This is a genomic window from Methylobacterium sp. E-046, from assembly GCF_022829625.1.
Taxonomy (GTDB): Bacteria; Pseudomonadota; Alphaproteobacteria; order Rhizobiales; family Beijerinckiaceae; genus Methylobacterium; species Methylobacterium longum.
In genome coordinates this window covers 23,036-49,772 of sequence record NZ_JAKSYP010000072.1, presented here as the reverse complement: position 1 = coordinate 49,772, position 26,737 = coordinate 23,036, and the positions used below count along the sequence as shown (strand labels likewise).

The window sequence follows — 26,737 nt, the reverse complement described above, 5'->3', positions numbered from 1 at the left end:
GCCGTGGAAAGCCGGGCCGCCGGAGCAGGTCGCGGGGAACTCATCACGATACAGCGCCCCATCCTGCCAGCCCGCCCGCGCCGCGGGGCGCGGCGCGCCCGTCAAGCGAAGACCTCCGCGAGCGCCCGCTCCACCCGGGCGGTGGAGCCGGATTCGTCCAGCGGGTTCCGCCGCAGGCGATGGCGCAGGGAGGCCGGTGCGATGCGGCGGATATGTTCGTCCGTGACCGCGTCGGCGCCGTCGAGGGCAGCCAGCGCCCGGGCGGTGCGCATCAGGGTGAGCTCGCCGCGCAATCCGTCGGTGCCGAGGGCAAGGCAGAGCCGCGCCGCCCGCTCCAGGGCGGCGTCCGGAACGCGCACCTCCGGCAGGCGCTCCCGCGCCAGGAGGATCCGCTTCCGGATCTTCTTCTCCTCGCCCTCCTGCGCGGCGCAGAAGGCGGCCGGGTCGCGCTCGTAGGCGTCGCGGGCGCGCACCACCGCGATGCGGGTCGGGATGTCCCTCGGGGTCACGACCTCGCAGGCGAGGCCGAACCGGTCGAGGAGCTGCGGGCGCAACTCCCCCTCCTCCGGGTTGCCGGAGCCGACCAGGACGAACCGCGCCGGATGGCGCAGGGACAGGCCCTCGCGCTCGACGGTGTTGACGCCGGAGGCCGCCACGTCGAGCAGCAGGTCGACGAGGTGGTCCTCCAGCAGGTTCACCTCGTCGATGTACAGGAACCCGCGGTTGGCCCGGGCCAGCAGGCCCGGCTCGAAGGCCTTCACGCCGGCACCCAGCGCCCGTTCCAGGTCGAGGGTGCCGACCACCCGATCCTCGGTGGCGCCGAGCGGCAGGTCCACCACCGGCACCGGTGTCTTGTGGCTCCTGCGCGGGCCGCCCGAAGCGCAGTGCGGGCAGGCCTCGGCCGGGCTGCCGGGATCGCAGCTGTACGGGCAGCCGGCCACCGCCCGCATCGGCGGCAGCAGGGCGGCGAGCGCCCGGATCGCCGTCGACTTGCCGGTGCCGCGATCGCCGAAGACCAGCACGCCGCCGACGACGGGGTCCACCGCTGCGATCAGCAGCGCCTGGCGCATCTCGTCCTGGCCGACGATCGCGGAGAAGGGGAAGGTGGGCACGCGAAGACTCGATGCTGCGGGGGGCATCCGACCCAGCCCCTCCTCCTGAGGTGCCGCAGCACAGCGGAGGCCTCGAAGGAGGCCTCCGGCGCGCGCCGCTGGCGGGAGCCCTCCTTCGAGGCCCGCTGACGCGGAGACCTCAGGATGAGGGTGCGGGTGGGAGAAGGAAACCCCTACTCCGCCGCCTTCTGCCGAAGCCCGATCCGGCCCCAGATCGTGGTCAGCGCCTCGACCAGACGGCCGATATCTGCATCCGTGTGCAGCGGCGACGGGGTGATGCGCAGGCGCTCGGTGCCGCGGGCCACAGTCGGGTAGTTGATCGGCTGCACGTAGATGCCGAACTCGTCGAGCAGGGTGTCGGAGATCGCCTTGCAGAGCACGGGATCGCAGACCATCACCGGCACGATGTGGCTGTCGTTGGGCATGGTCGGGATGTCGGCGGCCTCCAGCGCCTGTCGGACCTTCGCCACGCGCTCCTGATGCCGGGCGCGCTCGGAGCCGCTCGTCTTCAGGTGGCGGATGCTCGCCGCCGCGCCCGCCGCCACGGCGGGCGGCAGCGAGGTGGTGAAGATGAAGCCCGAGGCGAAGCTGCGCACGAAGTCGCAGAGCTTCTCGGAGGCCGTGATGTAGCCGCCGTGGACGGCGAACGCCTTGCCGAGGGTGCCCTCGATCACGTCGAGCCGGTGGGCGACCCCGTCCCGCTCCGAGATGCCGCCGCCCCGCGCCCCGTAGAGGCCGACCGCGTGGACCTCGTCCAGGTAGGTCAGCGCCCCGTGGGCCTCGGCCACGTCGCAGATCTCGGCGATCGGCGCGATGTCGCCGTCCATCGAGTACACGGATTCGAATGCCACGAGCTTCGGCCGCGACGGATCGATCAGGCCGAGCTTGCGGTTCAGATCCTCCGGGTCGTTGTGGCGGAAGATGTGGCGCTCGGCGCGGGAGAACCGGATCCCTTCGATCATCGACGCATGGTTCTCGGAATCCGAGAAGACCGCGCAGTTCGGCAGGCGCGACGCCAGGGTCCCGAGCGCCGCCCAGTTCGACACGTAGCCGGAGGTGAACAGGAGGGCCGCCTCCTTGCCGTGAAGGTCGGCGAGTTCCTGCTCCAGCAGCACGTGGTAGTGGTTGGTGCCGGAGATGTTGCGGGTGCCGCCGGCGCCCGCGCCGCAGCGGTCGATCGCCTCGTGCATCGCTCCGGTCACGGCCGGGTGCTGGCCCATGCCGAGATAATCGTTCGAGCACCAGACCGTGACCGGGCGCGTGCCGCTGGCGTGGTGGTGCGTCGCGTGCGGGAAGTTCCCGGCATGGCGCTCGAGGTCGGTGAAGACCCGGTAGCGCCCCTCCCGGTGGAGACCGGCGATCTCGGCTTCGAAGAAGGTCTCGTAGTCCATGTCGCCTCTCCCCGAACAAACCCTGCGGGTTGATCCCGCCTGTGACACCGGACTTCGCACAAGACCAGTTCCAGATTGGTGGACGTGCGTCGCCCGACTGTGATCCCCGAGGGCGTCATCCCGACGGCCGGAACGACGCTCCCTGTCTTCGTGTCCGCGCCGTCCCGGAAGCCGAAGGCCGGATACCGGGAGACGCGGACCTACACGTGATCCGGCGGTCTGGCCGTCTCCGTGGATGCCCGCGCGGGCAGGCTCCAGCGCCACAGTTCCGCCGAGGGCAGCGGCAGCATCAGGAACCAGTGCTCCAGGGTGGCGAGCGCCGTGAGCGTCGCCAGGACCGTGAAGCCGATCAACTCGTGCTCCAGCAGGTCCGGCCCCAGGGCAGCCCGCCCGAGGAGCGCCGCCGCGATGGTCCCGAGGCTTACCGAGACCGGGAACAGCAGGTTCATCGGCTTCCGGGACAGGTAGCAGGCGAGGTATCCGAGATGGTCCGGCAGGAACTCAGCGTGCAGGTTGCGCACGCCCAGGAACAGGTTGAGCCTCGCCGAGAGGTTCATCACCACCAGGGTCCCGTAGGTCCACAGGGCGAAGCGGTTCGGGCTGCCCCAGACCAGCGCCAGGATCGCGACGCCGCCGATCACGATGGCGAATTCGTGCCAGAGGCTGGTGGCGAGCGCCGCCAGGAACCGGTCGAAACCCCGCACACCGGGCGCGCAGGCGGCCGGCCGCGGGCCCGACAGGAAGCCCATGTAGTAGCTCATCTCCTGCCAGCCCCAGACCGCGAGGGCCGCCGTGAACGCCGTGTAGGCCCCCGTGGCGCTCGTATCCGCAGCACTGGCGCGGATCGCCACCAGGGCGCCGGCGAGAAGCAGCGTCGCCGCCGCCATGCTCCACGGATGGGTCCGCCGAGGGGCGTGGTCGAGCAGCAGGATCAGCCCCGTGGAGAACCACCAGAGCAGAACCGCATACAGGACCGGGGCGGCGTAGGTCCCCATGCTACCAGACCGGCTGGAGGCGGATGTCGGCCGGCAGGGCGTTGGCCTTGACGGGCAGGCAATAGAGCCGGGCGAAGGTCACGGCGGCCCGTGCGGCGTGGACGCCCTGCAGGACCTTGCCGACGGGGCCGCCCCGCGCCTTCGCGTCGGTGATCGCCCGCGAGCAGGCGAGCAGCCGATCGAGCCCCGCCTTGAACTTCGGGTTGTCGAGGTCGAGTTCCAGCGGAAAGGTCTGCCGGGAGATCTCGGAGGTGATCCGGAAGACCTTGAAGTCGTAATCGCTGGGATCGACGCCCAAGGCTTTGTGGAAAGCCGGGCGGTGATGGTCGCGCACGTACATCGTGGCGAAGACCGCCAGCAGGAAGAACCGGATCCAGTAGCGGTTCACGCCGCTCGTCAGCTTCGGGTTGGCGCGCATCAGCAGCGCGAAGGCCTCGCCGTGGCGAAACTCGTCGTTGCACCACAGCTCGAACCACTTGAAGATCGGGTGGATGCGCCGCTCCGGATGCCGCTCCAGCTCACGAAAGATGGTGATGTAGCGGGCGTAGCCGATCTTTTCCGACAGGTAAGTCGCGTAGAAAATGAACTTCGGCCGGAAAAACGTGTATTTCTTGGATTTCGTCAAGAATCCTAAGTCAACGCCGATGCCGAAATCCTTCAGCGTGTCGTTGATAAAGCCGGCGTGGCGCGCCTCGTCGCGGCTCATGAAGCCGAACAGCTCCTTGATGTCCTTGTTCTTCGCACGCTTGCGCATCTCGGCGTAGAGGACGCAGCCCGAGAACTCAGCGGTGATCGACGAGACCAGGAAGTCCAGGAATTCCTTCCGCAGCTCCGGCTCCATCCGCGAGAGGTCGCAATCGAATTCCTCGTTGCGTGTGAAGTGGCGCTTGTTCGGGTCGGCGCGCAATTCGGCGATGAGCACGTCCCAGTCGCGGCGCACCGGCTCGACGTCGGTGCGGTCAAGCTCGTCGAAATCCGTCGTGTAGAAGCGCGGGCTCAGGAACGTCGTCTCCTGCGCCGAGCGGGTCGATTCGTTGATCGGGCTCTTGGGCGGCGGGCCTTGAGGGACGGGCTGGCCGGAGGGCGGGGGGACAGGAGCGTTCACAGCTTCCTCCTCTCGGAAAAACTGACCTCGTAGAGCTCGGTCAGTTCGAGATGGGCGATGAGCTTGGTCCAGGCCCGCTCCAGCGGACCGGCCCGGGTGACGGTGGCGGTGCGGCGCACACTCAGGCGCTCGCCGTAGGGTACCGAGGTCGGCGCGTCGTGGACCTGGACCGCGTCGCCGGGCTCAATCTCGAAGCCGGCATCTAGGGTCACGTGCGCGTGCAGGCTCTCGGGGGTCTGCTCGATCTCCACCGTGCAGGGCACGGTGACGGTGCGGCTGCCGAACAGGCCCATCAGTGCGTCTCCGTGACGGGGGCCCCGGGATCGGGCAGCAGCCGGGCGAAGGCCCCGGCATTCGTCGACCCGAAGGCCTCGAGGGGCACCTGCCGGCCAGTGGCCTCGTCGGCCAGCGCGAGGCGGCCGTCATCGAATCGGGTCAGGCTGAAGGGCTGCTCTGGCCCGAGGCCCCCGCGCTGGCGGGCCTGAGCGAGGCCGCGCAGGGTCCCGCGCAGGAACCCGTCCTCACCGGGGCGGATCCAGGCGACGATCTGCCGGTCGGCGGCGTTGCGCAGGGCGATCGAGCCGTCGACCTGATCCTCGGCGCGAAATTCGAGGCGCGCCACAGCCTTGGCGGCCGGCAGGGCGACGAGGCCGACATCCTCGCTACGGCCGATCAGGACCGCCAGCATGCTGAAGCCCATCAGTGCTCCCGCGCCGATCATCAGCAGCGCCGGCGCCGGTCCCGTGGCGGCCCGAGTCCTGACGGCCTGTGCCGAGGCCAAACCGGCGCCTTCCGCCCGCTCGCCCATCTCGTCTCTCCCCCTACTCGGCCGCGACGAGGCGGCCGGGATTCTCGTTGGCGCGGCCCAACTGGGCCACCCGGACCTGCGGCGCGGCGCCGTCGGCATGCACCGCCAGCGCCCGCGCCAGCAGCGCCGCCACCGCGTCGGCATCCGGCACGGACCGCATCATGGGCTCGGTCCGGGCAAGGCGCCAGGGCCGGGCGTGCGGCCACAGTTGAAGGTAGGCGATGCGCAGCCCCGGCCGCAACCGCAGAGGCAAGTCGCCGCTCCCGTCCGTGAAGGCGCGCAGGGACGCCGTGTCGATCTGTGCGAAGGGCAGGTTGTGGGTCACCGGCAGGGCGATGCCGGCTTGCAGCACGATCCGGCGGTTCGTGACCGTGTAGAGCGTCGTGCGATGGGTCAGCCACGCGAGCAGCCAGAGCAGCGCGAGCCCGGCCGCGCCGACCGCCAGGGTCGGCGCCACGACCTTCAGCGCCGCCGCGGGCGCGCCCGCGGCGAGCCCGAACGCCAGCGCGCACACGGCGAACCACGCAATCACCAATCGGGCGTGGAACACCCGCACCAGCAGCCCCGCGGTGGTCGGCGACCCCTGCCACAGGATGCGCTCGCCCGCCGGCAGCGGACCGGGCAGCCCCCGCGGGGTGCCTTCGGGAAGGAAGTCGCCGCTCATATCAGGGGCTCCGCGCGGGCCGGCGTGGCGTAGAGCGTGCCGGCGCCGAAGTAAGACACGATCCGCTCCTCCTCCAGGAAGGTGACGCTGTCCGGGTCGCGGATCGACGGGATGTCGGCGAACTGGGCGGCGAGCAGCGCCTCGGTCTTGACGGTCTTGGTGAAGCCGCCGGCCCGGCAGAACGTCGTCGGCATCAGGCGGCGGCCCCCCGTGGGCAGCTCGACCTCGTAGTAGCGGATCAGCGATTCTCCCCGATCGACCCAGACGTCGCTGACGACACCGGCCACCGCGTTGTCGGTGCCGAACACGGTCATGCCGATCGGGTTCGGCCCATCCTCGTGGATGACGAAGTTCTTCGCGACCCGCAGGGGCACGATGCGGATCTCGTTGTCCCAGGTCCGGTCGTGCACATCGTGCCGCAGCACCCACGAGCCGGGACCGACGCCGGCCTGGAGCGACGTGTCGGTGCGCTCGTAGGGAGCGCCCGGCCAGGGCTCGACCTTGCGGGCGGGAATGCCGGTCTCGATGTCGTTGCGGCCGTGCACCGCCTGCGGCGCGTAGGTCGTCTCGCCACCGGGCAGGTGGAAGGCCTTGGACCGGGGAATCAGCACCGGATCGTCCGCCTTGCGGCGCCCGACCGTCTCGTTCTCCAGAGGGTAGCCCTCGCGCCGATCCTCGCGGCGCAGCCAGAAGACCAAGCCGGCGAAGAACAGGAAGAACGCGTAGAGCACGACCTGGGCGACGTCGACGTAACCTGTAAGTGCGCCGGTTGGCATGGCTGACCTCCCCGTCTCTTAGGCCGTCCGGCCGGCAAGATTGCCGCCGAGCCGGTCTCGAACCTCTGCACGCGCGTCCTCACGCACCAGCGGCCCGAGCGCCAGGAGCGCGGCGAACAGCAGGGCGATCTCGATGTGGTAGACGATGAGGTAGCCGATGGCGGGCTCGTTCATGCCCTCGCCGAGCACCCCCGACTGGGCGATGGCGCCGCCGACGTCGCGCACGAGGCCGCTGGCCGCGATCGACAGGCCGGCCGCGGTCGCCTGCACGGCGCCCCAGGCGCCGAGCGCCAGACCGGTATCCTCAGGGCCGGCCCGGTTCATCGAGGCGGTGAGCGTGCCGTGGGCGAACAGGCCGCCGCCGAGCCCGATCAGGCTGACGCCCGCGGCGAACAGGTCCGCCGAGGCCAGTGGCGCGGCGAAGACGACGGCCGAGAACGCCAGGATGCCGATACCCACTCCGACCGCCGAGACCCGGAACGGGTCGCCGCCGCGCCCGAGCCACCGCGCCGCGATCAGCAGCCCGAGGCCGCCGCCGGCGGCGAGGAGCGCGGTGAGGGCCGTGGTGGCCGCCACCGACAGATGCAGGATCTGGCCGCCATAGGGCTCCAGCAGGATGTCCTGCATCGAGAACCCCGCGGTGCCGAGGCCGATCGCCACGAGACGGCGGCGGGCGGTGCCCTCTCCCGCATAGGCGCGCCAGGATGCACCGAAGTCGCGCGGCTGCGCCGCCTGGGTCCGGTTAGAATCGCGTGGCTCCTGCTTCCACAGGGCGACGCCGTTCAGGACGATTGTCACGAGCGCTGCGCCCTGGATCACCTGGATCAGCCGCACGGGCGAGAAATGCGCGAGGCACAGCCCGAACACCACGGCGCTGGCCATCATGCCGAACAGCAGGGCCGCGCAGAGCAGCGCCACGACCTTGGGTCGCGCATGCGCGGGAGCGAGGTCCGTGGCGAGCGCCAGCCCGACGGTCTGGGTGGTGTGCAGGCCGGCCCCGACCAGCAGGAAGGCGAGCGCCGCCGCGAGGTCGCCCACCCAGAGCGGCCCGGTCGTGTCGCCCGACAGGATCAGCAGGGCGAAGGGCATGATCGCCAGGCCGCCGAACTGCAGCAGCGTGCCGAACCAGATGTAGGGCACCCGCCGCCAGCCCAGCACCGAGCGATGCGTGTCCGAGCGGAAGCCGACCAGCGCCCGCAACGGTGCGAAGATCAGCGGCAGCGCCAGCATCACGGCGACGATCCAGGCCGGTACACCCAGCTCGACGATCATCACCCGGTTCAGGGTGCCGATCAGCAGAACCGCGGCCATGCCGACCGTGACTTGGAACAGGGCGAGGCGCAGGAGACGCCCGAGGGGCAGCTCGACGGTGGCGGCGTCCGCGAAGGGCAGGATCGCCGGGCCGAGGCGCATCAGGGCGCGGGTCAGTTTCTGGGACGCAGCGATCATGATCGCACCCCCGGCACCGACGGGCTGCCGTTCTTCCTCGGAGACGGCGGGGAGAGGGCGCGCGTCAGCGCCACCGCGTTCGACAGGTAGAACCCGCTGTTGATCCGATGGCTCTGCGACCAGGCGAAGCCGTCGAGCGCCCGCTCGGATGAAATCCGCCGCCGCAGCCCCCTCTCCGTCACGGGCACGATCGCCGGCGACCGGTCCCCGCGCGGGAAGAACTTCCCGGCCGCATGCATCACCGTCAGCAGCGTGGTGCGCGGCGCCACCGTGAACAGCACCGATCCGTCCGTGCGCGCGCCCAGCGCCGCCAGCGCCCGGGCGATGTCGGCGGCGCGGTAGTGGATCAGTGAATCCATCGCCACCACGTAGTCGAAGCGGCCGAGCGCCGGATCGAGCATGTCGCCGACGCGGAAATCGATCCGGCCGGCGCCCGGGATCGCCGGAAGCCGCTCCCGTGCGAGGTCGATCAGGGTCGGCGAGACGTCGATGGCGACCACCTCGGCGCCGCGCCGCGCCGCCTCGACGCTGAGCGCGCCGGTGCCGCAGCCGGCATCGAGCAGACGCAGGCCGGTCATGTCGGCCGGCAGCCAGGAGAGCAGCGTCGCCCGCATGGCGTCGCGCCCGGCCCGCACCGTGGCGCGGATCCGGCTCACCGGGGCGTCCGAGGTCAGACGCGACCACGCCTCGACCGCGGTGCGGTCGAAGTAGGTGGTCAATTCGCCCCGGCGGGCGTCGTAGCTGGCGCTGGCCATCGGTCGCACCCCAAACTCAATCGAAACCGAGGAACTCGAACAGGTCGCGGTCCTTCATCGGGACCGCCTCGCAGGGCGCGGCGCCCGACCAGAGCGTCTCGGCGAGCCGCATGTACTCGGCGGTCACGGCGTCGAGTTCCGGGGACGAGTCCATCTCGAACAGGGTCGACTTCTTGAGCCGCGAGCGGCGGACCACGTCGAGGTCGGGGAAGTGGGCCAGCCGCTTCAGGCCGACTGCGTCGTTGAACCGGTCGATCTCGTCGGTCTTGGCGGAGCGGTTGGCGATGACGCCCCCCAGGCGCACCGGGTAGTTCTTCGACTTGGCGTGGATCGCCGCCACGATCCGGTTCATGGCGAAGATCGAGTCGAAATCGTTGGCGGTGACGATCAGCGCCTGGTCGGCGTGCTGGAGCGGCGAGGCGAAGCCGCCGCAGACCACGTCGCCCAGCACGTCGAACACCACGACGTCGGTGTCCTCCAGGAGATGGTGCTCCTTGAGGAGCTTCACCGTCTGGCCGACCACGTAGCCGCCGCAGCCGGTGCCGGCCGGCGGCCCGCCGGCCTCGACGCACATCACGCCGTTATAGCCCTCGACCACGAAATCCTCGACGCGCAGCTCCTCCGAGTGGAAGTTCACCGCCTCCAGGGCATCGATCACCGTCGGGGCGAGGCGCTTGGTGAGCGTGAAGGTCGAGTCGTGCTTCGGATCGCAGCCGATCTGCAGCACCCGCTTGCCGAGCTTCGAGAAGGCCACCGACAGGTTCGACGAGGTCGTCGACTTGCCGATGCCGCCCTTGCCGTAGACTGCGAAGACCTTGGCGGTCTCGATCTTCAGGTCCGGATCGAGGGCGACCTGGACGCTGCCTTCTTCCTTCCGGGCGACGACCGGATTGCGGATGGCGATGTTCATGCGGCGACTCCTGTGGTGACGCCTTCGAGACGATCCTCCAACTCCTCCTCGGCCCGGTCGAGGGCGTCCCGCATCTCTGCGTTGGGAGTCCAGAAGCCGCGCCGGTGGGCCTCGATCAGCCTTTGGGCGACCTTGGCGGAGGCGGTGGGGTTGAGGGCCGCCATGCGCTCGCGCATGGCGGGGTCGAGGACGTAGGTCTCGGTGATCCGCTCGTAGATCCAGGGCTGGACCGCGTTGGCGGTGGCCGACCAGCCGACCGTGTTGGTCAGGTGGGTCTCGATCTGGCGCACGCCCTCGTAGCCGTGGCCGAGCAGGCCCTCGTACCATTTCGGGTTGAGCATCCGGGTGCGCGTCTCCAGCGCCACCTGCTCCTCCAGGGAGCGGACGCGCCCCTCCCCGCGGGTCTGGTCGCTGATGTAGATCGGCACCGACTCGCCCTTGGCCCGGGCCACCGCCCGGCCCATGCCGCCAAGGCCGTCGAAGTAGTGGTCGACGGAGGTGACGCCGACCTCGACCGAGTCGAGGTTCTGGTAGGCCATGTCGACGGAGGCGAGCACCGCCTGCATCAGGGCGCGCTGCGGCGCCGGGCGGCCGGTGCGGCCGTACGCGAAGCTCTTGCGGCGCGAGAAGGTCTCGCACAGCTCGGCGTCATCGTCCCAGTTCCCGGAATCGACCAAGTGGTTGACGTTGGCGCCGTAGGCCCCCTCGGCGTTGGAGAAGACCCGCAGGGACGCGGTCTCCAGATCGCAGCCCTGCTCGACCTGGATCGCCAGGGCGTGCTTGCGGACGAAGTTCTGCTCCAGCGGCTCGTCGGCGGTGGCGGCGAGGTACGACGCTTCAGCCAGAAGCTTTGTCTGCAAGGGTAGCAGATCGCGAAAAATGCCCGAGAGGGTGACCACCGCGTCGATGCGCGGGCGGCCGAGGGCTTCGAGCGGGATCAGCTCGGCGCCACTGAGCCGGCCGTAGCCGTCGAAGCGGGGGCTTGCGCCGATCAGCGCGAGCGCCTGGGCGATCGGGCCGCCCTCGCTCTTGAGGTTGTCGGTGCCCCACAGGACCAGGGCGACGCTCTCCGGGCAGGGCTTTCCGTCCGCGGCGAAGCGCTCGAGGATGCGGGCCACCTGCCGGGCGCCGTCCGCCACCGCGAAGGCTGAGGGTAGGCGATAGGGATCGAACCCGTGCAGGTTGCGGCCGGTCGGCAGGATAGCGGGATTGCGCAGCAGGTCGCCGCCGGCCACCGGCGGCACGAAGCGGCCGTCGAGCGCCCGCAACAGCGCGGGGACCTCGTGGTCTTGGGCGAGCAGCCGGTCGGTCTCGGCGAGGCTCGCGAAGGCGGCGCGGGTCTCGGGATCGCCCGGCAGTCCGGAGGCCGCGAACGCCGCTTCGGTGCCGGCTCCGGCGACCAGTGCGTCGAGGCCGGCGCGGTCCGGCTTCAGCCCGTGCGAGGCTTCGGCCAGGGCGAGCAGGAGGTCGACCCGCTCCTCCGCCGGGACGCCGTCGCCGACCACGTGCAGCCCGTGCGGGATCAGGGTCTGCTCCAACTCCTGCACGGCGGACCAGAGGGCGCCGACCCGGGCGCCGAGATCGCCGGTCCAGACGGGCTCGGCGGCGACGAGATCGAGGGCCGCGCCCTGGTCCTGAATCATCCGGGCGAGGCTCTCGCGCTCGGGTCCAGCGTCGAGGTCGAGGCCGCGCCAGCGCTCCATCGAACTCTTCAGGTCGATCAGCCCGCGGTAGAGCCCGGCGGCCGCGAGGCTCGGGGTCAGGTAGCTCACGAGCGTCGCGGCCGAGCGGCGCTTGGCGAGCGTACCCTCCGACGGGTTGTTGGCCGCGTAGAGGTAGACGTTGGGCAGAGCCCCGATCAGCCGCTCCGGCCAGCAGGCTTCGGACAGGCCGGTCTGCTTGCCGGGCATGAATTCGAGCGCCCCGTGGGTGCCGAAATGCAGCACGGCGTCGGCGGAGAAATCTTCGCGCAGGTAGCGGTAGAAGGCCGAGAAGGCGTGGGTCGGCGCGAAGCCGCGCTCGAACAGCAGCCGCATCGGGTCGCCCTCGTAGCCGAAGGCGGGCTGGACCCCGACGAAGACGTTGCCGAACTGGGCGCCCAGCACGAAGATCTCGGCGCCGTTGGTCTGGTGGCGGCCCGGTGCCGGACCCCACTGGGTCTCGATCTCGGCGAGGTAGGGCTCGCGCCGCAGGTGATCCTCAGCCGGGATGCGGGCATGGACGTTGGCCTGGGTGCCGTAACGCTTGGCATTGCCGTCGAGGATCGCCGCGCGCAGGGCATCCACGCTCTCCGGCACCTCCACGGCGTAGCCGTCCGCCGCCAAGCCCTTCAGCGTGTTGAGGAGCGAGGCGTAGACCGACAGGAACGCTGCCGTGCCGGTGGCGCCGGCATTCGGCGGGAAGTTGAACAGCACCACGGCGAGCCGGCGCTGGGCCTTCGCGGTCCGGCGCAGGGACACGAGTTGCGTGACCCGCTCGGCGAGACGCATGGCCCGCTCGGGATGGACCCGCATGTCGCGGGAATTGTCGCTGCCCGATGCGGCGGAGCGGCCGCCGAACACCATCGGGGCGGTGGCGCCGTCGAGTTCGGGGATGGCGACCATCATGGTGGCCTCCACCGGCGACAGGCCGCGCTCGCCCGCCTCCCACTGCTCAAGGGTCTGGAACTCCAGCGCCTGGGCGGCGAGGTAGGGCACGTCGAGCCGGGCCAGCATCGCTTCGGCGGAAGCGGCATCGTTGTAGGCGGGGCCGCCGACCAGGGAGAAGCCGGTGAGGGACACGAGGGCGTCGATGCAGGCGCGCCCGTCCAGCATGAAGAAGGACTCCACCGCCGGGCGGTTGTCGAGGCCGCTGGCGAAGGCCGGCACCACGTCGAGGCCCTTCGCCTCCAGGGCCGCGATGACGCCGTCGTAATGGGCGGTGTTGCCGGCGAGCACGTAGCTGCGCATCACCAAGAGTCCGACACGGCCCTTCGCGCCGGGGAGGCGCGGCAGCCGGGACGGGTCGGCGCCGATCCGGCCGGGCAGGCGCGGGTGGTAGAGACCGGTCTCGGGGTAGTCGAGGGGCGCGGGGGGCGCCGGCCCGTCGCGCCACGCCGCCCGCGCGCCCGCCGCGTAGCGGTGCACGAGGAAGCGCACCAGGGCGGCGACGTTCTCGTCGGAGCCCGCCAGCCAGTATTGCAGGGTGAGGAAGTAGGCACGCACGTCCTGCGCCGAACCCGGGATGAAGCGCAGGATCTTCGGCAGCTTGCGCACCAGGGCCATCTGCCGGCCGGCATTGCCTTGCTGGCCGGGCTTGCCGCGCAGCTTCTTGAGGAAGTCGAGGGCGCTGCGCTTGTTGCCACTCATGTCGAAGCGGCCGAGCCGCGTCGTCTTCACCACGTCGCTCGCCGAGAGGCAGCCGATCATCGCGTCGCAGGCCTCGCGCCGGGCCGCGAGCGCCGGCAGGATCGCCCGGACATGCTCGTCCATGAACAGCATGGCCGAGAGCACGATGTCGGCCTGCGCGATGTCGGCCCGGCAGGCTTCCAGCGTCGACGGGTCGGTCTCCCACTCGGCCGCCGCGTGGAAGCCCAGCAGCAGTCCGGGCATCTCGGACCGGAGGCGCAGGCGCGCCCGTTCCACCGCGCTCGCCAAGTGATTGTCGAGCGTGACGATGACGATGCGGATCGGCGGCCTAGCGGCCGTAATGCGCTTTGGCATCGTAGAGGGTCTCGATGGTGATGAGCGGCAGGTGCCGCTCTCGGGCGAAGGTCTCGGTGTTGGTGCGGGCCTTGCCGCGCACGAAGAACGGGATCTTTCTCAGTTCCTTCTCGGCTTCCGGCGACCACGCAGTCGCCACCGCCCTGTCCAGCAGGATCGGAACGGGCGCCGGCGTCGGAGGGGTGTCGGCCGGCGCCGGTTCCGCAGGCCCGGACGCCTCGTCCGCCTGAGTCCCGAAGGACTTGCCGCCGAGATGCGAGGGGCCGACGCCGTCGTGAAATTCGGGGTCCTCCCGGAACATGCCGAGGAGGTGTTCTTCGAGGCCCATCATCAGGGGATGGACCAGGGTGTCGAACAGGACGTTGGCGCCCTCGAAGCCCATCTGCGGGGCGTAGCGGGCCGGGAAGTCCTGGACATGGATTGGCGCCGAGATCACCGCGCAGGGAATGCCGAGTCGCTTGGCGACGTGGCGTTCCATCTGGGTGCCGAGCACGAGCTCTGGCGCCGCCGCGCGGATCGCCGCCTCGACGTCGAGATAATCGTCGGTGATCAGCGCCTCGAGATCGTGCTCGGCCGCCTCTGCGCGGACCTCGCGGGCGAATTCACGGCTGTAGGTGCCGAGGCCGACCAGCTTGAAGCCGAGTTCGCGTGCCGCCACCCGGGCTAGGCCGATGGCGTGGGTCGCGTCCCCGAACACGAAGACGCGCTTGCCCGTCAGGTAGGTCGAATCGACCGAGCGGGAGTACCAGGGCAGGCGCGAGCCCGGGCCGTCGAGCACGGGCGCCGGATCGATCCCGGCGATCTCCGCCACCTCTTCGATGAACCGGCGGGTGCCGCCGACGCCGATCGGCAGAGTCTGCGTGTACCGCTGCCCGAAGCTTTTCTTCAGGTAGTCCGCGGCCGATCGCGCCGTCTCGGGGTAGAGCACGACGTTGAAGTCGGCGTCCCCGAGGCGGCCGAGATCGGCCGGCGAGGCCCCCAGCGGGGCGACGATGTTGACGGCGATCCCGAGGGAATCGAGCAGGCGGCGGATCTCGATCAGGTCGTCCCGGTGGCGGAAGCCCAAGGCCGTCGGCCCGAGGATGTTGCAGAGCGGGCGCCGACCGGGCTCGCGCGCCGGACGCGGGGCCGGCGGACCGGCGAGCGCCCGGACGAGGCGATAGAAGGTCTCCGAGGCGCCCCAGTTCTCCTTCTTCTGGTAGGCGGGCAACTCCAGCGGGATCACCGGGATCGGCAGGTCGAGGGCCTTGGCGAGACCGCCCGGATCGTCCTGGATCAGCTCGGCGGTGCAGGAGGCGCCGACGATCATCGCCTGGGGCTGGAAGCGGGCGTGCGCGTCGGCGACCGCCGTCTTGAACAGCTCGGCCGTGTCGCGGCCGAGATCCTGGGCGCGGAAGGTGGTGTAGGTGACGGGCGGGCGGGCGTCCCGCCGCTCGATCATCGTGAACAGCAGGTCCGCGTAGGTGTCGCCCTGCGGCGCGTGCAGCACGTAGTGCAGCCCGGACATCGCCGTGGCGATGCGCATGGCGCCGATGTGGGGCGGACCCTCGTAGGTCCAGAGGGTGAGCTGCATGGCGCTACACCTCCAGCAGGGCGCGGCGCCGGAGCGGGCGCACGAACAGCTCGGCGAGGTCGCCGGCCTGCTCGTAGCCCTGCACGGGCGTGAACAGCAGCTCGATCGACCACTTGGTCGACAGGCCCTCCGCCTCCAGCGGGTTGGCGAGGCCGAGGCCGCAGACCGTGAGGTCCGGCCGCGCCGCCCGGCAGCGGTCCATCTGGTCGTCGAGGCTCTGGCCCTCGGTTACCCGCGTGCCCTGGGGCAGCAGCTCGATCTCGGCGGCGAGATGCGCCCGGTGCAGGTAGGGCGTGCCGACCTCCACGAGGTCCGCGCCGAGTTCCCGAGAGAGGAAGCGGGCGAGCGGGACTTCGAGCTGCGAATCGGGGAAGAAGAACACCCGTTTGCCGCCGAGCGTTTCCCGATGGGGGGCGAGGGCGGTCTCGGCCCGGGTGCGGCCCGGGGCCGTCGCCCGGTCGAAGTCGGCCTCGGCGACGCCGAACGCCTCGGCCGCCGCCCGCAGCCATCCGGTCGTGCCCTCGGCGCCGAGCGGGAACGGCGCGGGGAGCCGGCGGGCGCCGCGCTCTTCGAGGGCGCGGGCCGTGTCGGCCAGGAACGGCTGGGCCAGGAGGTAGCGCGTGTTGCGACCGACCGCCGGCATCGTGCCGGCCCGGCGGGCGGGCAGGAATCGGACGTCGCCGATCCCCATCGCGGCGAAAATCCGGAGAAACTGGTCCTCCACCACGTCGGCCAGCGCCCCGACCACCAGGAGCGACGGCGCGGCCGTCTCGGACTCGCGGGGCAGGTCCGGCACCAGGGCGGCGAGGCAGGCATCCTCGCCCTGCGTGAACGTCGTCTCGATGCCGGAGCCGGAGTAGTTCAGGACCCGCACGGGGGCGAGACGGCCCGACAGCCGCTGCGCCGCCCGCGACAGGTCGAGCTTGATCACCTCCGACGGGCAGGAGCCCACCAGGAACAGGAGCTTGATGTCCGGCCGCCGCTCGATCAGCCGGGTCACGACCCGGTCGAGTTCCTCGTTCGCGTCGGCGATGCCGGCCAAGTCGCGCTCGTCAATGATCGCGGTGGCGAAGCGCGGCTCGGCGAAGATCATCACCCCGGCGGCGGACTGGATCAGATGCGCGCAGGTGCGTGAGCCGACCACGAGAAAGAACGCATCCTGGATCTTTCGATGCAGCCAGACGATCCCGGTGAGGCCGCAGAACACGGCCCGCTGACCCTGCTCCTGGTGCAGGTCGATGCCGCCACAACCGGGCTGATGGACCAGGGGGGCGTTCATGGAAGCGCCTCCACGAGACGCGTCACACGGTCCTCGGCGCCCTCCAGGCGGGCGGCACGCAGCTTCAACAGGAACTGACCGGCGTTGACCACGTAGGTGGCGTAGGCCGCAAGCGCGAGGAGCAGCAGCGCTTGGCCGCCGAGGGCGCCCGTGGCGAGGGCGGCGAGGTAGGCCGTGTGGAGCGCCAGCACCAGCATGCTGACCACGTCCTCCCAGAAGAAGGCCGGAGCGAACAGCCAGCGGCCGAACACGTCCTTCTCCCAGATCGAGCCGGTGACCATGATCGCGTAGAGCGCCAGCGTCTTCACGACGACCGAGATCTCGGCGGCACCTTGACCCTGCCCCTCGACGAGGGCGCGCAGCACCAGGATCAAGCTAGCTAGGAAGATCACGAACTGCAGGGGTGCGAGCACGCCCTGGACGAGCGTCCAGCGGGACGCGTCGCGCCGTTGCCGCTCGGCGGGCGTGTAGAGCGGTCGTGTCGGCCGGTCCCCGGGACCCATCCATCCGCCCCCAATTTGCCCGGCGCCGATGGCCCCGTCGTTGGCAGAGGCTAGGTCGAGGGTCCCAGAAGTGTCAAGTGCGCTTGACGCGTTTGCTCACTGACAGACGAGCCCATATTTTTCTTCCTCTAAGATCATTGCCAAGTTCGTCAGGAAGCGTATCGTCGCTGCCGCTGACGGACATTGTGGCAACTTGGCTGGTCGGGACCAGGGGCCAACGAAGACGAAGAATAGACAGGCGTGCAACGCCGCACCCGATTCGCGAACGCAGCTGCTGGTCCTTTCCGGGCCGGGGCCGTATCAGGGAGGGATGCCGATGGGAGACTGGAGGCATTTCGGCGAACGCCTGGAATATGGTCCACCGTCGGCCGGCTGCGGGCCCGTCGATGAGGGGAGCTCCGTCTTCCGCGATGCCGCCCTCGCCTGGGCCGAGCCGTACCGGCCGCTGCCGGACGCGCTGGCCCGCGTCGTCGAGGGCGAGATCCTGCCCCGACTGATGCTGGCCCACCGTCCCGCCGCGGGCCGCCGCGGGCAGCGCGAGCGCGGCCCAAGCCCGCGGGAGATCGCCGAGTTCAGCGCCCTGCTGCTCGCCCCCGGGCCGGTGGATCTCGACGCCCAGGTGGATGCCCTGCGGGACGGCGGCCTGCCGCTCGCGCGCCTCCTCCTCGACCTCCTCGCCCCCGCGGCGCGGCACCTCGGATCCCTCTGGGAAGAGGATGCCTGCGACTTCCTCGCCGTCACGGAGGCGCTCGGCCGCCTCCAGTCGGTGAGCCGCCGCCTCTGCGCCGAGCTGGAGAGCGAATCGGTCCCGGCGAACGGCCGCAGCGTGCTGCTGTTCCCCTGCCCCGGCGAGACCCATCGGTTCGGCCTGTCGATCGTTGCGAGCTTCTTCCGGGAGGCCGGCTGGGACGTGACCACGGCGGTGCCGGGCCCCGACCTCGATCCCCTGGCCCTCCTCGGCGCGGACTGGTTCGACGTGGTCGGCCTGTCGCTCTCCGCCGATGTCCTGCTGCCGGCGCTGGCCGCGACGGTGACGGACGTGCGGCGCGCCTCGCGCAATCCCGGCCTCCGCGTGCTGGTCGGGGGGCCCTACTTCGCCCGCCACGGCGGCGAGGCGGGGGTCGTCGGGGCGGATGCCTGCGTGGTGGACGCGTGCCTGGCACCCGCCACCGCGGAAGCTTTGCTGGACAGACAGGCATTGGCCTGCTGAAAGGGTTGCAACCCGAACATCACATTGCGGTGACCGTGACGCCCCAGCCCCGCCCCTCCCCGCAGCCGCCGCCCAAGGCGCTGCAGCAGGTGGCCGGCCACCTCGACGGCGAGGCGGTCGGGCGGATCGTCGCGGCCTCCGCGGACCTGTCGCTGGTGATCGATGCCGACGGGGTCATCCGCGACGCGACCATCGGCACCGATCTGGAGGCGGAGAACATCCCCGGGTGGCTGGGGCGGCGCTGGGTCGACATCGTGACGGTGGAGAGCCGGCCGAAGGTCGATTCCCTCCTGCGCGACGCGCGGCCCGAGGGCATCACCCGCTGGCGCCAAGTGAACCACCCCTCCCCCAGCGGCATCGACCTGCCGATCCGCTACGCCTCGATCCGGCCGGCCGAGGGCGGGCCGATCCTCGTGCTCGGCCGCGACATGCGGGCGGTGGCCGCCCTGCAGCGCCGGCTGCTGGAGACCCAGCAGGCCCTGGAGCGGGACTACGACCGCCTGCGCGCCGCCGAGACCCGCTACCGTCTGCTGTTCCAGATCTCGGGCGAGCCGGTCCTGGTGGTCGACGCCGGCGCGCGCCGGGTCGTCGAGGCGAACCCGGCGGCCGCGCGCCTGCTCGGGCGCTCCGCCAAGCGCATCGGCGGGCAGGACGCCGTCGACCTGTTCGATCCGGTCAGCACCCGGTCCCTGGAGGCGCAGTTCGCCGCCCTGCGGGCGACCGGGCAGGCCGGCGAGATCCGGGCCGTCCTGCCGCACGGCCGCGGCGAGGTGACGGTGTCGGCGTCGCTGTTCCGCGGCGAGGGCGGCGCCAGCGTCCTGATGCGGCTCGTGGCCGATCCGGCTCCCGCGGAGGGGGCCCCCGACCAGGAGGCGCCGACCCGCGCGGTGATCGACGCGATGCCCGAGGGTTTCGTGCTCACCGACCCGGCGCGGCACGTCCTGACCGCCAACGCCGCCTTCCTGGAACTGGCCCAACTCGCCACGGAGGGGCAGGCCCGGGGGCGCAGCCTCGACCAATGGCTCGGCCGCGACGAGACCGAGGCGCAGGCCCTGTTCGCGACGCTCGTCGACCACGGCGCCGTGCGCCGTTTCCCCACCGTCGTCCGCGGCACCTTCGGCGGCATTGAGGATGTGGAGGTCGCGGCCGTGTCGGTGGCCGGCGCCCGCCCCTGCCTGGGCTTCGCCATCCGGCCCGCCCCGCGGCGGATCTCGGAGGGCCGGTTCGGCGTCGGGCGGGAGGTTCCGCGCTCGGTGGAGCAGATGGCCGAGCTGGTCGGGCGGGTCTCGATGAAGACCCTGGTGCGCGAGACCACCGACCTGATCGAGAAGCTCTGCATCGAGGCGGCCCTTCGTATCACCCGGGACAACCGGGCCTCGGCGGCCGAGATGCTGGGCCTGAGCCGGCAGGGCCTCTACGCGAAGATGCGCCGCTACGGTGTCGGGGACCTCGACGGGCAGGCCGAGGAGGCCTGAGGCCCGGATCCGCCCGGGACAGTCCCGGCTGCGCGACGCCTCCCGTTTCCGCGACGCTCCCAGGACCGCCTCGGCACGTCGCGGCCGCCGCAGGGAGGATCGTGGGGCGCCACGGTGCCCGCCGCCAGGACGAACGGGGGCGCCGGCTCGCTCCGTCCCATGACGACCGCTCCGGCGGGTCGGGATCCGGTCTCGGCCAGCAGATCAGGATGGCATCGCCGGTCCGCGCCGCTCCGGGGTGGATCGTGAGCCGGCAGGGCGCGGCGTCCGTGGTGGACGGGACCGCGCGGGAGGTCCGGCGAGCGCGGGCCGGGCCGCACGCCCGCCGCGGAGCCGGCGCACGCCCGGGAGAGGCCGGGATCGGGCAGGATGCGGCAATGCGCCGGGGTCTGCCTCCGCACCCGCATCATGGGCGCGCAGGACGCGCGAAACGCCCTTCGGCGGCGCACAAAACCCCCGCCGCACCGGGCGTCGCATGCGCGCTCGACGCACGTGACGCATAATGTATTTTCGTCCGGCGGTTGTATTCGCCCGACAAAGGCGGCGCACAGCCCAGGCGCCAGTGTAAATCTATCTTGACACTCGGGCGGGGGGCGGTAGCCTCCCGGTATGGCCGCCACGCCCGCCCCGAGCGCAGTCCTCGAACTGCTGAAGCCGATCACGTGGTTCGCGCCGATGTGGGCGTTCGCCTGCGGCGTGATCTCGTCGGGGCAGCCCGCGCACGGCCAGTGGCCGGTCATCGCCGCCGGGGTGCTGCTCGCCGGACCGCTGGTCTGCGCCACCAGCCAGGCCGCCAACGACTGGTTCGACCGCCACGTCGACGCGATCAACGAGCCGAACCGGCCGATTCCCTCGGGCCGCATCCCGGGCCGCTGGGGCCTCTACCTCGCCCTGGTCTGGACGCTGCTGTCCCTGGTGGTGGCCGCGGCCTTGGGGCCGTGGATCCTCGGGGCCGCCCTGTTCGGGCTGGCGCTGGCCTGGATCTACTCCGCGCCGCCCCTGCGCCTGAAGAAGAACGGCTGGTGGGGCAACGCCGCGGTGGCGCTCTGCTACGAGGGCCTGCCCTGGTTCACCGGCGCCGCCGTGATGGCCGCCGCCCTGCCGGACCGCCGGGTGCTGGTCGTCGCGCTGCTCTACGCGACGGGCGCCCACGGGATCATGACGCTGAACGACTTCAAGTCGGTGGAGGGCGACCGGCGCATGGGCCTGCTGTCCCTGCCGGTGCAGATGGGCACCGAGCGGGCCGCCCGCTTCGCCTGCCTGGTGATGGCCGTGCCGCAGGTCGCGGTGATCGCGCTCCTCGTCGGCTGGGAGCAGTACGGGCATGCCGGCCTCGTGGCCGCCCTGCTCGCCGGGCAGGCGGCCCTGATGGTCCGGTTCCTCGAGAGCCCCCGGGAGCGGGCGGCCTGGTACAACGGCACCGGCACCACCCTCTACGTGCTCGGCATGCTGGTCGCGGCCTTCGCCCTGCGGCCGCTGGTGGGAGGGGCGTGATGGCATCGGATCCGAGCGCAGGCCTCGGCTGGCCCCAGATCGTCCGCCTCGGCCTCGTCCAGACGGCGCTCGGCAGCGTCGTCGTGCTGATGACCGCCACCCTCAACCGGGTGATGGTGGTGGAGCTCGCGCTCCCCGCCTTCGTGCCGGGCCTGCTGGTCGCCCTGCACTACGCCGTGCAGGTGCTGCGCCCGCGCTGGGGCTACGGCTCCGACCGGAGCGGCCGGCGCACCCCCTGGATCGTCGGCGGCATGGCGGCCCTGTGCCTCGGCGGGTTCGGGGCGGCCTGCGGCACCGCACTGGCCGCCGAGAGCCTCGCCCTGGGTCTGGCGCTGGCCGCCCTCTCCTTCCTGTGCGTCGGCATGGGCGTCGGCGCGGCCGGGACCTCGCTCCTCATCCTGCTGGCGGGCGGCGTCGCGCCGGCCCGGCGCGGCGCGGCCGCCACCATCGTCTGGGTGATGATGATCGTCGGCTTCGCCGTCACGGCGCCGCTCGCCGGGCACTTCCTCGACCCGTTCTCCGGCCTGCGGCTCGTGGCGGTCTCCGGCACGGTCTCGCTCGTCGCCTTCTGCGTGGCGGCGCTCGCGGTCGCCGGCTTCGAGGGCCGCCTGCCGGCCCGCGCCCCCGAGCCCGCCGAGGCGCGGCGGCCGTTCTTCGCCGTGCTGGCCCAGGTGCTGGCCGATCCCGTGGCCCGGACCTTCACGGTCTTCGTCTTCGTCTCGATGCTGGCCTACAGCGCCCAGGAGCTGATCCTGGAACCCTATGCCGGCCTCGTCTTCGCGATGAGCCCCGGCGCCACCACGAAGCTCGCCGGCCTCCAGCACGGCGGCGTGCTCGCCGGGATGCTGCTGGTGGCCGGGGTGACGCTCGCCGCCCGCGGCACCCCCCTGGCCTCCCTGCGGCTGTGGATCGGGATCGGCTGCGCCGGCTCGGCGGCCGCCCTCTTCACCCTGGCGAGCGGCGCGGCGGCCGGTGCGGAATTTCCCCTGCGCGCGACGGTCTTCGCCCTCGGGGTCGCCAACGGCGCCTATGCGGTCGCCGCCATCGGTTCGATGATGGCGCTGGCCGGACGCGGCGACGCGCGCGAGCGCGGCACCCGCATGGGCGTGTGGGGCGCCGCGCAGGGCGTCGCCTTCGGGGCCGGCGGCTTCCTGGGCGCGGTGGCGGTGGATGCCGTCCGGCTCGTCACCGCCGAACCCGTCCAGGCCTACGCGGCGGTGTTCGCCGCCGAAGGCGTGCTGTTCCTCGCCGCGGTCGTCCTGGCGGCGCGGCTCGAACCCGCTCCGGCACCGGCCCCGGTGTCGCTCGATCCTGCCTTCAGCGCACGGTGATCCCATGGCTCGGTTGGATGTTGGCGGACGCGGTTCCCCCCTCCCCTCCGCGGAGGCGGGTGGCCCCCGCGGGGGGCGTGAGCCGCTCTACGACGTCGTGGTGGTCGGCGGCGGCCCGGCCGGGGCCACCGCGGCCACCGACCTCGCCCGGGCCGGCCACGCGGTGCTGCTCCTCGACAAGCCCGGTCGGATCAAGCCCTGCGGCGGCGCGATCCCGCCCCGCCTGATCCGCGATTTCGCGATCCCCGATTCCCTAATGGTCGCCAAGATCCGGTCCGCCCGGATGGTGGCGCCGAGCGGCAAGACCGTCGACATGCCGGTGGGCGAGGGCTTCGTCGGCATGGTCGACCGCGAGCAGTTCGACCCGTGGCTGCGGGCCCGGGCTCAGGAGGCCGGCGCCGACCTGCGCGAGGCCGCCTACGAGAGGATCACCCGGCCGGACGACGGGCCGGCGCTGGTCCACTTCGCCACGGGGGCGGGGGAATCGCTCGCCCGCCACGCCGTCCGGGCGCGCCTCGTCATCGGGGCCGACGGGGCGTGCTCGCCGGTCGGGCGGGCCGAGGTGCCGGGCCACGCCAAGATGCGGCAGGTCTTCGCCTATCACGAGATCCTGCGGGTGCCGGAGGCCGGCGCTCCCGGGGCGGCGGCGGTCGATGCGGCCCGCTGCGACGTCTACTACCAGGGCCGCCACTCGCCGGACTTCTATTCCTGGATCTTCCCGCACGGGGACACGCTGAGCATCGGCACCGGCAGCGCCAAGAAGGGCTTCTCGCTGCGCTCCTCGATCCGCACCCTGCGCGCGTCGACCGGCCTCGATCGGGCCGAGACGCTGCGCCGCGAGGGCGCGCCGCTGCCCCTCAAGCCCCTGAAGCGCTGGGACAACGGCCGGGACGTGCTGCTGGCGGGCGACGCGGCCGGCGTCGTCGCGCCGGCCTCCGGCGAGGGGATCTACTACGCGATGCTGGGCGGCCGGCTCTCGGCCGAGGCCGCCGCCGCCTTCCTGGAGACCGGCGAGGCCCGCGCCCTGGCCCTGGCGCGCAGGCGCTTCATGAAGCTGCACGGCCGCGTGTTCTGGATCCTCGGGATGATGCAGTGGGTCTGGTACCGCAGCGACGGCCTGCGCGAGCGCTTCGTCTCGATCTGCCGGGACAAGGACGTGCAGCAGCTCACCTGGGACAGCTACATGAACAAGGAGCTGGTCCGCGCGAAGCCCGCCGCCCACGCCCGGATCTTCTTCAAGGACCTCGCCCACCTGTTCCGCTGGGTCTCCCCGTGAATCCCTTCGCCGCGGAGGCCGGCTGGGGACCGGCCGCGGTGGCCGCGGTGGCCGCCCTCGTGGTGGCCGTGGCCGGCGGCCTCGCGACCAACACGGATGCCTGGTACCGGGCCTTGCGGGTCCCGGCCTGGAAGCCGCCGGACTGGGCGTTCGGGCCGGTCTGGACCGTCATCTTCCTGCTCACCACCACCGCCGGGGTGCTGGCCTGGAACGGCGATCCCGACCCCGCCGCCCGGGGCGTGCTGCTCGCCGCCTACGCGGTGAACGGGGTGCTCAACATCGCCTGGAGCGTGCTGTTCTTCCGGTTCCGCCGGCCCGACTGGGCGCTGGCCGAGGTCGTCGCCCTGTGGCTGTCCATCGCCGTGCTGGTCCTGGTCACCGGCCGGGTCGGCCTCGCCGCCGGGCTGATGAACCTGCCCTATCTCGCCTGGGTCAGCGTCGCCGCCTGCCTCAACCTGCGGATCGTGCGCCTCAACCCACCGTTCCGGGCCGCCTGATGGACGGCCCGCTCGCCGCCGGGTTCGCGTCCGGCCGGATCGTCGACGCCATCCTGGTGCTGGTGGCCCTGGAGGCGCTGCTGCTGGTCTGGCTGTGCCGGCGCGCGGCCCCGTTGGCCGGGCTGTCCCGGCCGGCCTTGCTGGCCAACCTCGCCTCCGGGGCCGCCCTGATGCTGGCCCTGCGCGCCGCCCTGGTCGGCGCCCCCTGGAGCGCGGTCGCCGCCTGGATGCTCGCCGGGCTCGTCGCCCACCTCGCCGATCTCGGCCTGCGGATCCGCAGCGCCATGGCGCATCGCCGCAGGGCGCCGGGACCAGGAACAACGCCGGGAACGGACGCGTTCACGCGCGTCACCACTTTCAAACGACTTTAATTTTCGCAGGGGAGACGTGGCCATGCAGCGCCCGAGGCAACGCACGAACCTCCCCGCATCCGGCTGGGCCTCGGCCCCGCTCCTGGCGGGCCTCCTCCTGGCCGGCCCGGTCCACGCGCAGGACGGCACCGATCCGGTTGAGCGGGGCAAGTACCTCGTGACCATGGGCGACTGCGCCGCCTGCCACACCGCGCCGGGCGGCAAGTACCTCGCCGGCAACTACGCGCTGAACATGCCCTTCGGCGTGATCATGACCCCCAACCTCACCCCCGACAAGGAGACCGGGCTCGGCGACTACGCGTATGCTGACTTCGAGAAGTCCTTCCGGGGCGGCTACAGCAAGCATGTCGGCTACCTGTATCCGGCCTTCCCGTTCGGCTGGTACACCAAGGTCAGCGACGAGGACACGAAGGCGATCTGGGCCTACCTGCAGTCGATCCCGGCGGTGAGCGAGAAGCGCCAGGAGAGCCAGATCCCGTTCCCGTTCAACGTCCGCACCGCCCTGGTGACGTGGCGGACCGCGTTCTTCACCGAGGCGCGCTTCAAGCCCGACCCGAACGCCAGCGCCGAGGTGAACCGCGGCGGCTACCTCGTGGAGGGGCTCGGCCACTGCGCCATGTGCCACAACGAGAACAAGCTGGTCGGCAATTCGAGCTTCGCGGGCCGCTTCGGCGGCGGCGTGATCGACGGCTGGTACGCCCCCAACATCACCCCGGACGGCCACCAGGGCATCGGCGCCTGGACCGACGAGCAGGTGGTGACCTACCTCAAGACCGGCACCGCCCCGGGCGACCGGCCGGGCGTCGCCGCCGGCCCGATGCGCCAGACCATCATGGAATCCCTCTCCAAGGTGAAGGAGGAGGACCTGAAGGCCATGGTGGCGTATCTCCGCACCGTGCCGGCCAAGCAGACCTACAAGCCCAAGGATCTCGCGGCCTTCGACACGCCCGACGCCCCGGGCGCCTCGACCTACCTGACCTACTGCTCCTCCTGCCACCAGCCCGACGGCAAGGGCATCGAGGGCGCGGTGCCCGCGCTGGCCGGGAACACCTCCGTCCAGTCCGAGGGGCCCGAGACGGTGCTGCGGGTGATCTACGGCGGGCTGGCCGCCCAGAGCGGCCTCGCCCCGATGGTGGCGATCGGCCAGCAGATGACCGACGTCGAGGTGAAGAACGTCACCGACTACATCCGCAACTCCTGGGGCAACAAGGCGCCGGTGGTGACGGGCGAGAAGGCGTCGGAGGCGCGCGCCGCGACCCAGACCATGCTGGCCGGCACCGCCCCCTGCGCGGAGATCGAGCAGGACAAGCTCAAGGCGGCCTTCGACAAGATCGGCGTGCAGGAGATGCTCAAAGGTCTGAAGCAGCAGGACTTCGTGCCGACGCTGGTCCGGCTGGTGCCGCAGATCAAGGGGGCCTCGACGGGCGCCACGGACGACGACGTGGTCAACGCCCTGACCACGGCCTTCTGCAAGGTCGGCCGCGACGACCCGCAATACGGCAAGCCGAGCTGGCCGGCCGTGATCGGCACCTTCGCCAACGTCGCCTACAGCCAAGTGAAGAATCCCGAGAAGCAGGCGGTGAACGTGCCCTCCGCGACCACGCCGCCGACCGGTAAGAACTGAGGCGGCGGGCGCCCCCTCGTCCCGGAACGCCGCCGCGGCGCCCCGGGACGAGGTACAAGGAGTTCTCGCCCCAAATTCTCGCCCGAAGCTCCGGTCCTGAGTGCCGGCCCGAAATCCGGTTCATCGCGGAGCGGCGGGAACGGACATGGCCGCGCCTTGTTGGGCGTGGATCCCTCAGGACCACAGCCCGGAGTCCCGCGTGTCCAGCCTCGTCCGCATCCTGCTCGCGATCTTCTTCCCGCCGATCGCGGTCCTCGTCACCACGGGTTTCGGCCTGCAATTCCTCCTCAACATCGTGTTGTGGATCCTGGGCTGGCTGCCCGGCACCGTCCACGCCCTGTGGCTGATGAACCGCGACCGCCCCCTCGTCTGAGCGCCCGCCGCCGCCGGGCGATGCCGGGGCGCATCGATCGATGCATCCTTCAAGTTGGACAGGCG

The 26,737-nt window shown here is 71.6% G+C and carries 24 protein-coding genes; 9 read left to right on the top strand and 15 right to left on the bottom strand.

Annotation, left to right across the window (positions count from 1 at the left end):
- Window positions 1-101 precede the first annotated feature (101 nt).
- The 15 genes from bchI to bchF form a co-directional block, all read right to left on the bottom strand.
- On the bottom strand, window positions 102-1,112 hold the full coding sequence (bchI, locus tag MKK82_RS04605; protein ID WP_238286084.1) for a magnesium chelatase ATPase subunit I: 1,011 nt from the start codon (window positions 1,110-1,112) through the stop codon (window positions 102-104).
- A gap of 173 nt (window positions 1,113-1,285) precedes the next feature.
- The gene (gene hemA, locus MKK82_RS04600; protein ID WP_238286083.1) at window positions 1,286-2,503 is read right to left on the bottom strand and encodes a 5-aminolevulinate synthase; all 1,218 of its coding nucleotides are present in this window, start codon (window positions 2,501-2,503) and stop codon (window positions 1,286-1,288) included.
- A 200-nt stretch (window positions 2,504-2,703) separates the two neighbouring features.
- Window positions 2,704-3,498 carry a putative photosynthetic complex assembly protein PuhE gene (gene puhE, locus MKK82_RS04595; protein WP_238286082.1) on the bottom strand — a complete coding sequence of 265 codons (795 nt, stop codon included), beginning with the start codon at window positions 3,496-3,498 and terminating at the stop codon, window positions 2,704-2,706.
- Between the two features lies 1 nt (window position 3,499).
- Window positions 3,500-4,603, bottom strand: coding sequence for a magnesium-protoporphyrin IX monomethyl ester (oxidative) cyclase (gene acsF, locus MKK82_RS04590; protein WP_238286081.1), 1,104 nt, complete (start codon window positions 4,601-4,603; stop codon window positions 3,500-3,502).
- Window positions 4,600-4,896: a hypothetical protein gene (locus MKK82_RS04585; protein WP_238286080.1), complete on the bottom strand. Its 297-nt coding sequence runs from the start codon at window positions 4,894-4,896 to the stop codon at window positions 4,600-4,602. Before MKK82_RS04585 ends, acsF begins: the two co-directional genes overlap by 4 nt.
- A complete protein-coding gene (gene puhC, locus MKK82_RS04580) occupies window positions 4,896-5,411 on the bottom strand; it encodes a photosynthetic complex assembly protein PuhC (RefSeq protein ID WP_238286079.1) in 516 nt (171 codons plus the stop codon). Before puhC ends, MKK82_RS04585 begins: the two co-directional genes overlap by 1 nt.
- A 13-nt stretch (window positions 5,412-5,424) precedes the next feature.
- Complete coding sequence (puhB, locus tag MKK82_RS04575; RefSeq protein ID WP_238286078.1) at window positions 5,425-6,075, bottom strand: photosynthetic complex putative assembly protein PuhB; 651 nt, start codon at window positions 6,073-6,075, stop codon at window positions 5,425-5,427.
- Window positions 6,072-6,851 (bottom strand): photosynthetic reaction center subunit H, encoded by a 780-nt coding sequence (gene puhA / locus MKK82_RS04570; protein ID WP_238286077.1) that lies wholly within the window; start codon window positions 6,849-6,851, stop codon window positions 6,072-6,074. Before puhA ends, puhB begins: the two co-directional genes overlap by 4 nt.
- 18 nt (window positions 6,852-6,869) lie before the next feature.
- Window positions 6,870-8,300 (bottom strand): BCD family MFS transporter, encoded by a 1,431-nt coding sequence (locus MKK82_RS04565; RefSeq protein WP_238286076.1) that lies wholly within the window; start codon window positions 8,298-8,300, stop codon window positions 6,870-6,872.
- Window positions 8,297-9,055, bottom strand: a complete 759-nt coding sequence (gene bchM / locus MKK82_RS04560; RefSeq protein WP_238286075.1) for a magnesium protoporphyrin IX methyltransferase — start codon at window positions 9,053-9,055, stop codon at window positions 8,297-8,299. The genes MKK82_RS04565 and bchM overlap by 4 nt, the downstream gene beginning before the upstream one ends.
- A 16-nt stretch (window positions 9,056-9,071) precedes the next feature.
- A complete protein-coding gene (gene bchL, locus MKK82_RS04555) occupies window positions 9,072-9,965 on the bottom strand; it encodes a ferredoxin:protochlorophyllide reductase (ATP-dependent) iron-sulfur ATP-binding protein (RefSeq protein WP_238286074.1) in 894 nt (297 codons plus the stop codon).
- Window positions 9,962-13,666, bottom strand: coding sequence for a magnesium chelatase subunit H (locus MKK82_RS04550; protein WP_238286073.1), 3,705 nt, complete (start codon window positions 13,664-13,666; stop codon window positions 9,962-9,964). The genes bchL and MKK82_RS04550 overlap by 4 nt, the downstream gene beginning before the upstream one ends.
- Window positions 13,641-15,239, bottom strand: coding sequence for a ferredoxin:protochlorophyllide reductase (ATP-dependent) subunit B (gene bchB, locus MKK82_RS04545; protein WP_238286072.1), 1,599 nt, complete (start codon window positions 15,237-15,239; stop codon window positions 13,641-13,643). The genes MKK82_RS04550 and bchB overlap by 26 nt, the downstream gene beginning before the upstream one ends.
- A gap of 4 nt (window positions 15,240-15,243) precedes the next feature.
- Window positions 15,244-16,518, bottom strand: a complete 1,275-nt coding sequence (locus MKK82_RS04540; RefSeq protein WP_238286071.1) for a ferredoxin:protochlorophyllide reductase (ATP-dependent) subunit N — start codon at window positions 16,516-16,518, stop codon at window positions 15,244-15,246.
- Entirely contained in the window at window positions 16,515-17,021 is a 507-nt protein-coding gene (gene bchF, locus MKK82_RS04535; RefSeq protein WP_238286070.1) for a 2-vinyl bacteriochlorophyllide hydratase, read from the bottom strand. The genes MKK82_RS04540 and bchF overlap by 4 nt, the downstream gene beginning before the upstream one ends.
- A 316-nt stretch (window positions 17,022-17,337) precedes the next feature.
- On the opposite strand from bchF, the gene MKK82_RS04530 reads away from it, so the two are divergent.
- From MKK82_RS04530 to MKK82_RS04490, 9 genes are all read left to right on the top strand, one after another.
- Complete coding sequence (locus MKK82_RS04530; RefSeq protein ID WP_238286069.1) at window positions 17,338-18,231, top strand: B12-binding domain-containing protein; 894 nt, start codon at window positions 17,338-17,340, stop codon at window positions 18,229-18,231.
- A gap of 29 nt (window positions 18,232-18,260) precedes the next feature.
- Window positions 18,261-19,706, top strand: a complete 1,446-nt coding sequence (ppsR, locus tag MKK82_RS04525; protein ID WP_238286068.1) for a transcriptional regulator PpsR — start codon at window positions 18,261-18,263, stop codon at window positions 19,704-19,706.
- A 609-nt stretch (window positions 19,707-20,315) separates the two neighbouring features.
- The gene (gene chlG / locus MKK82_RS04520; protein WP_238286067.1) at window positions 20,316-21,200 is read left to right on the top strand and encodes a chlorophyll synthase ChlG; all 885 of its coding nucleotides are present in this window, start codon (window positions 20,316-20,318) and stop codon (window positions 21,198-21,200) included.
- Window positions 21,200-22,531 carry a BCD family MFS transporter gene (locus MKK82_RS04515; protein WP_238286066.1) on the top strand — a complete coding sequence of 444 codons (1,332 nt, stop codon included), beginning with the start codon at window positions 21,200-21,202 and terminating at the stop codon, window positions 22,529-22,531. The genes chlG and MKK82_RS04515 overlap by 1 nt, the downstream gene beginning before the upstream one ends.
- A gap of 4 nt (window positions 22,532-22,535) precedes the next feature.
- Window positions 22,536-23,807 (top strand): geranylgeranyl diphosphate reductase, encoded by a 1,272-nt coding sequence (locus tag MKK82_RS04510; protein WP_238286065.1) that lies wholly within the window; start codon window positions 22,536-22,538, stop codon window positions 23,805-23,807.
- The gene (locus MKK82_RS04505; RefSeq protein WP_238286064.1) at window positions 23,804-24,304 is read left to right on the top strand and encodes a TspO/MBR family protein; all 501 of its coding nucleotides are present in this window, start codon (window positions 23,804-23,806) and stop codon (window positions 24,302-24,304) included. Before MKK82_RS04510 ends, MKK82_RS04505 begins: the two co-directional genes overlap by 4 nt.
- Window positions 24,304-24,675, top strand: a complete 372-nt coding sequence (locus tag MKK82_RS04500; protein WP_238286063.1) for a hypothetical protein — start codon at window positions 24,304-24,306, stop codon at window positions 24,673-24,675. Before MKK82_RS04505 ends, MKK82_RS04500 begins: the two co-directional genes overlap by 1 nt.
- A gap of 22 nt (window positions 24,676-24,697) precedes the next feature.
- The gene (locus MKK82_RS04495) at window positions 24,698-26,299 is read left to right on the top strand and encodes a cytochrome c (RefSeq protein WP_238286062.1); all 1,602 of its coding nucleotides are present in this window, start codon (window positions 24,698-24,700) and stop codon (window positions 26,297-26,299) included.
- A gap of 199 nt (window positions 26,300-26,498) precedes the next feature.
- On the top strand, window positions 26,499-26,672 hold the full coding sequence (locus MKK82_RS04490) for a YqaE/Pmp3 family membrane protein (protein WP_010686369.1): 174 nt from the start codon (window positions 26,499-26,501) through the stop codon (window positions 26,670-26,672).
- Window positions 26,673-26,737: the final 65 nt, after the last annotated feature.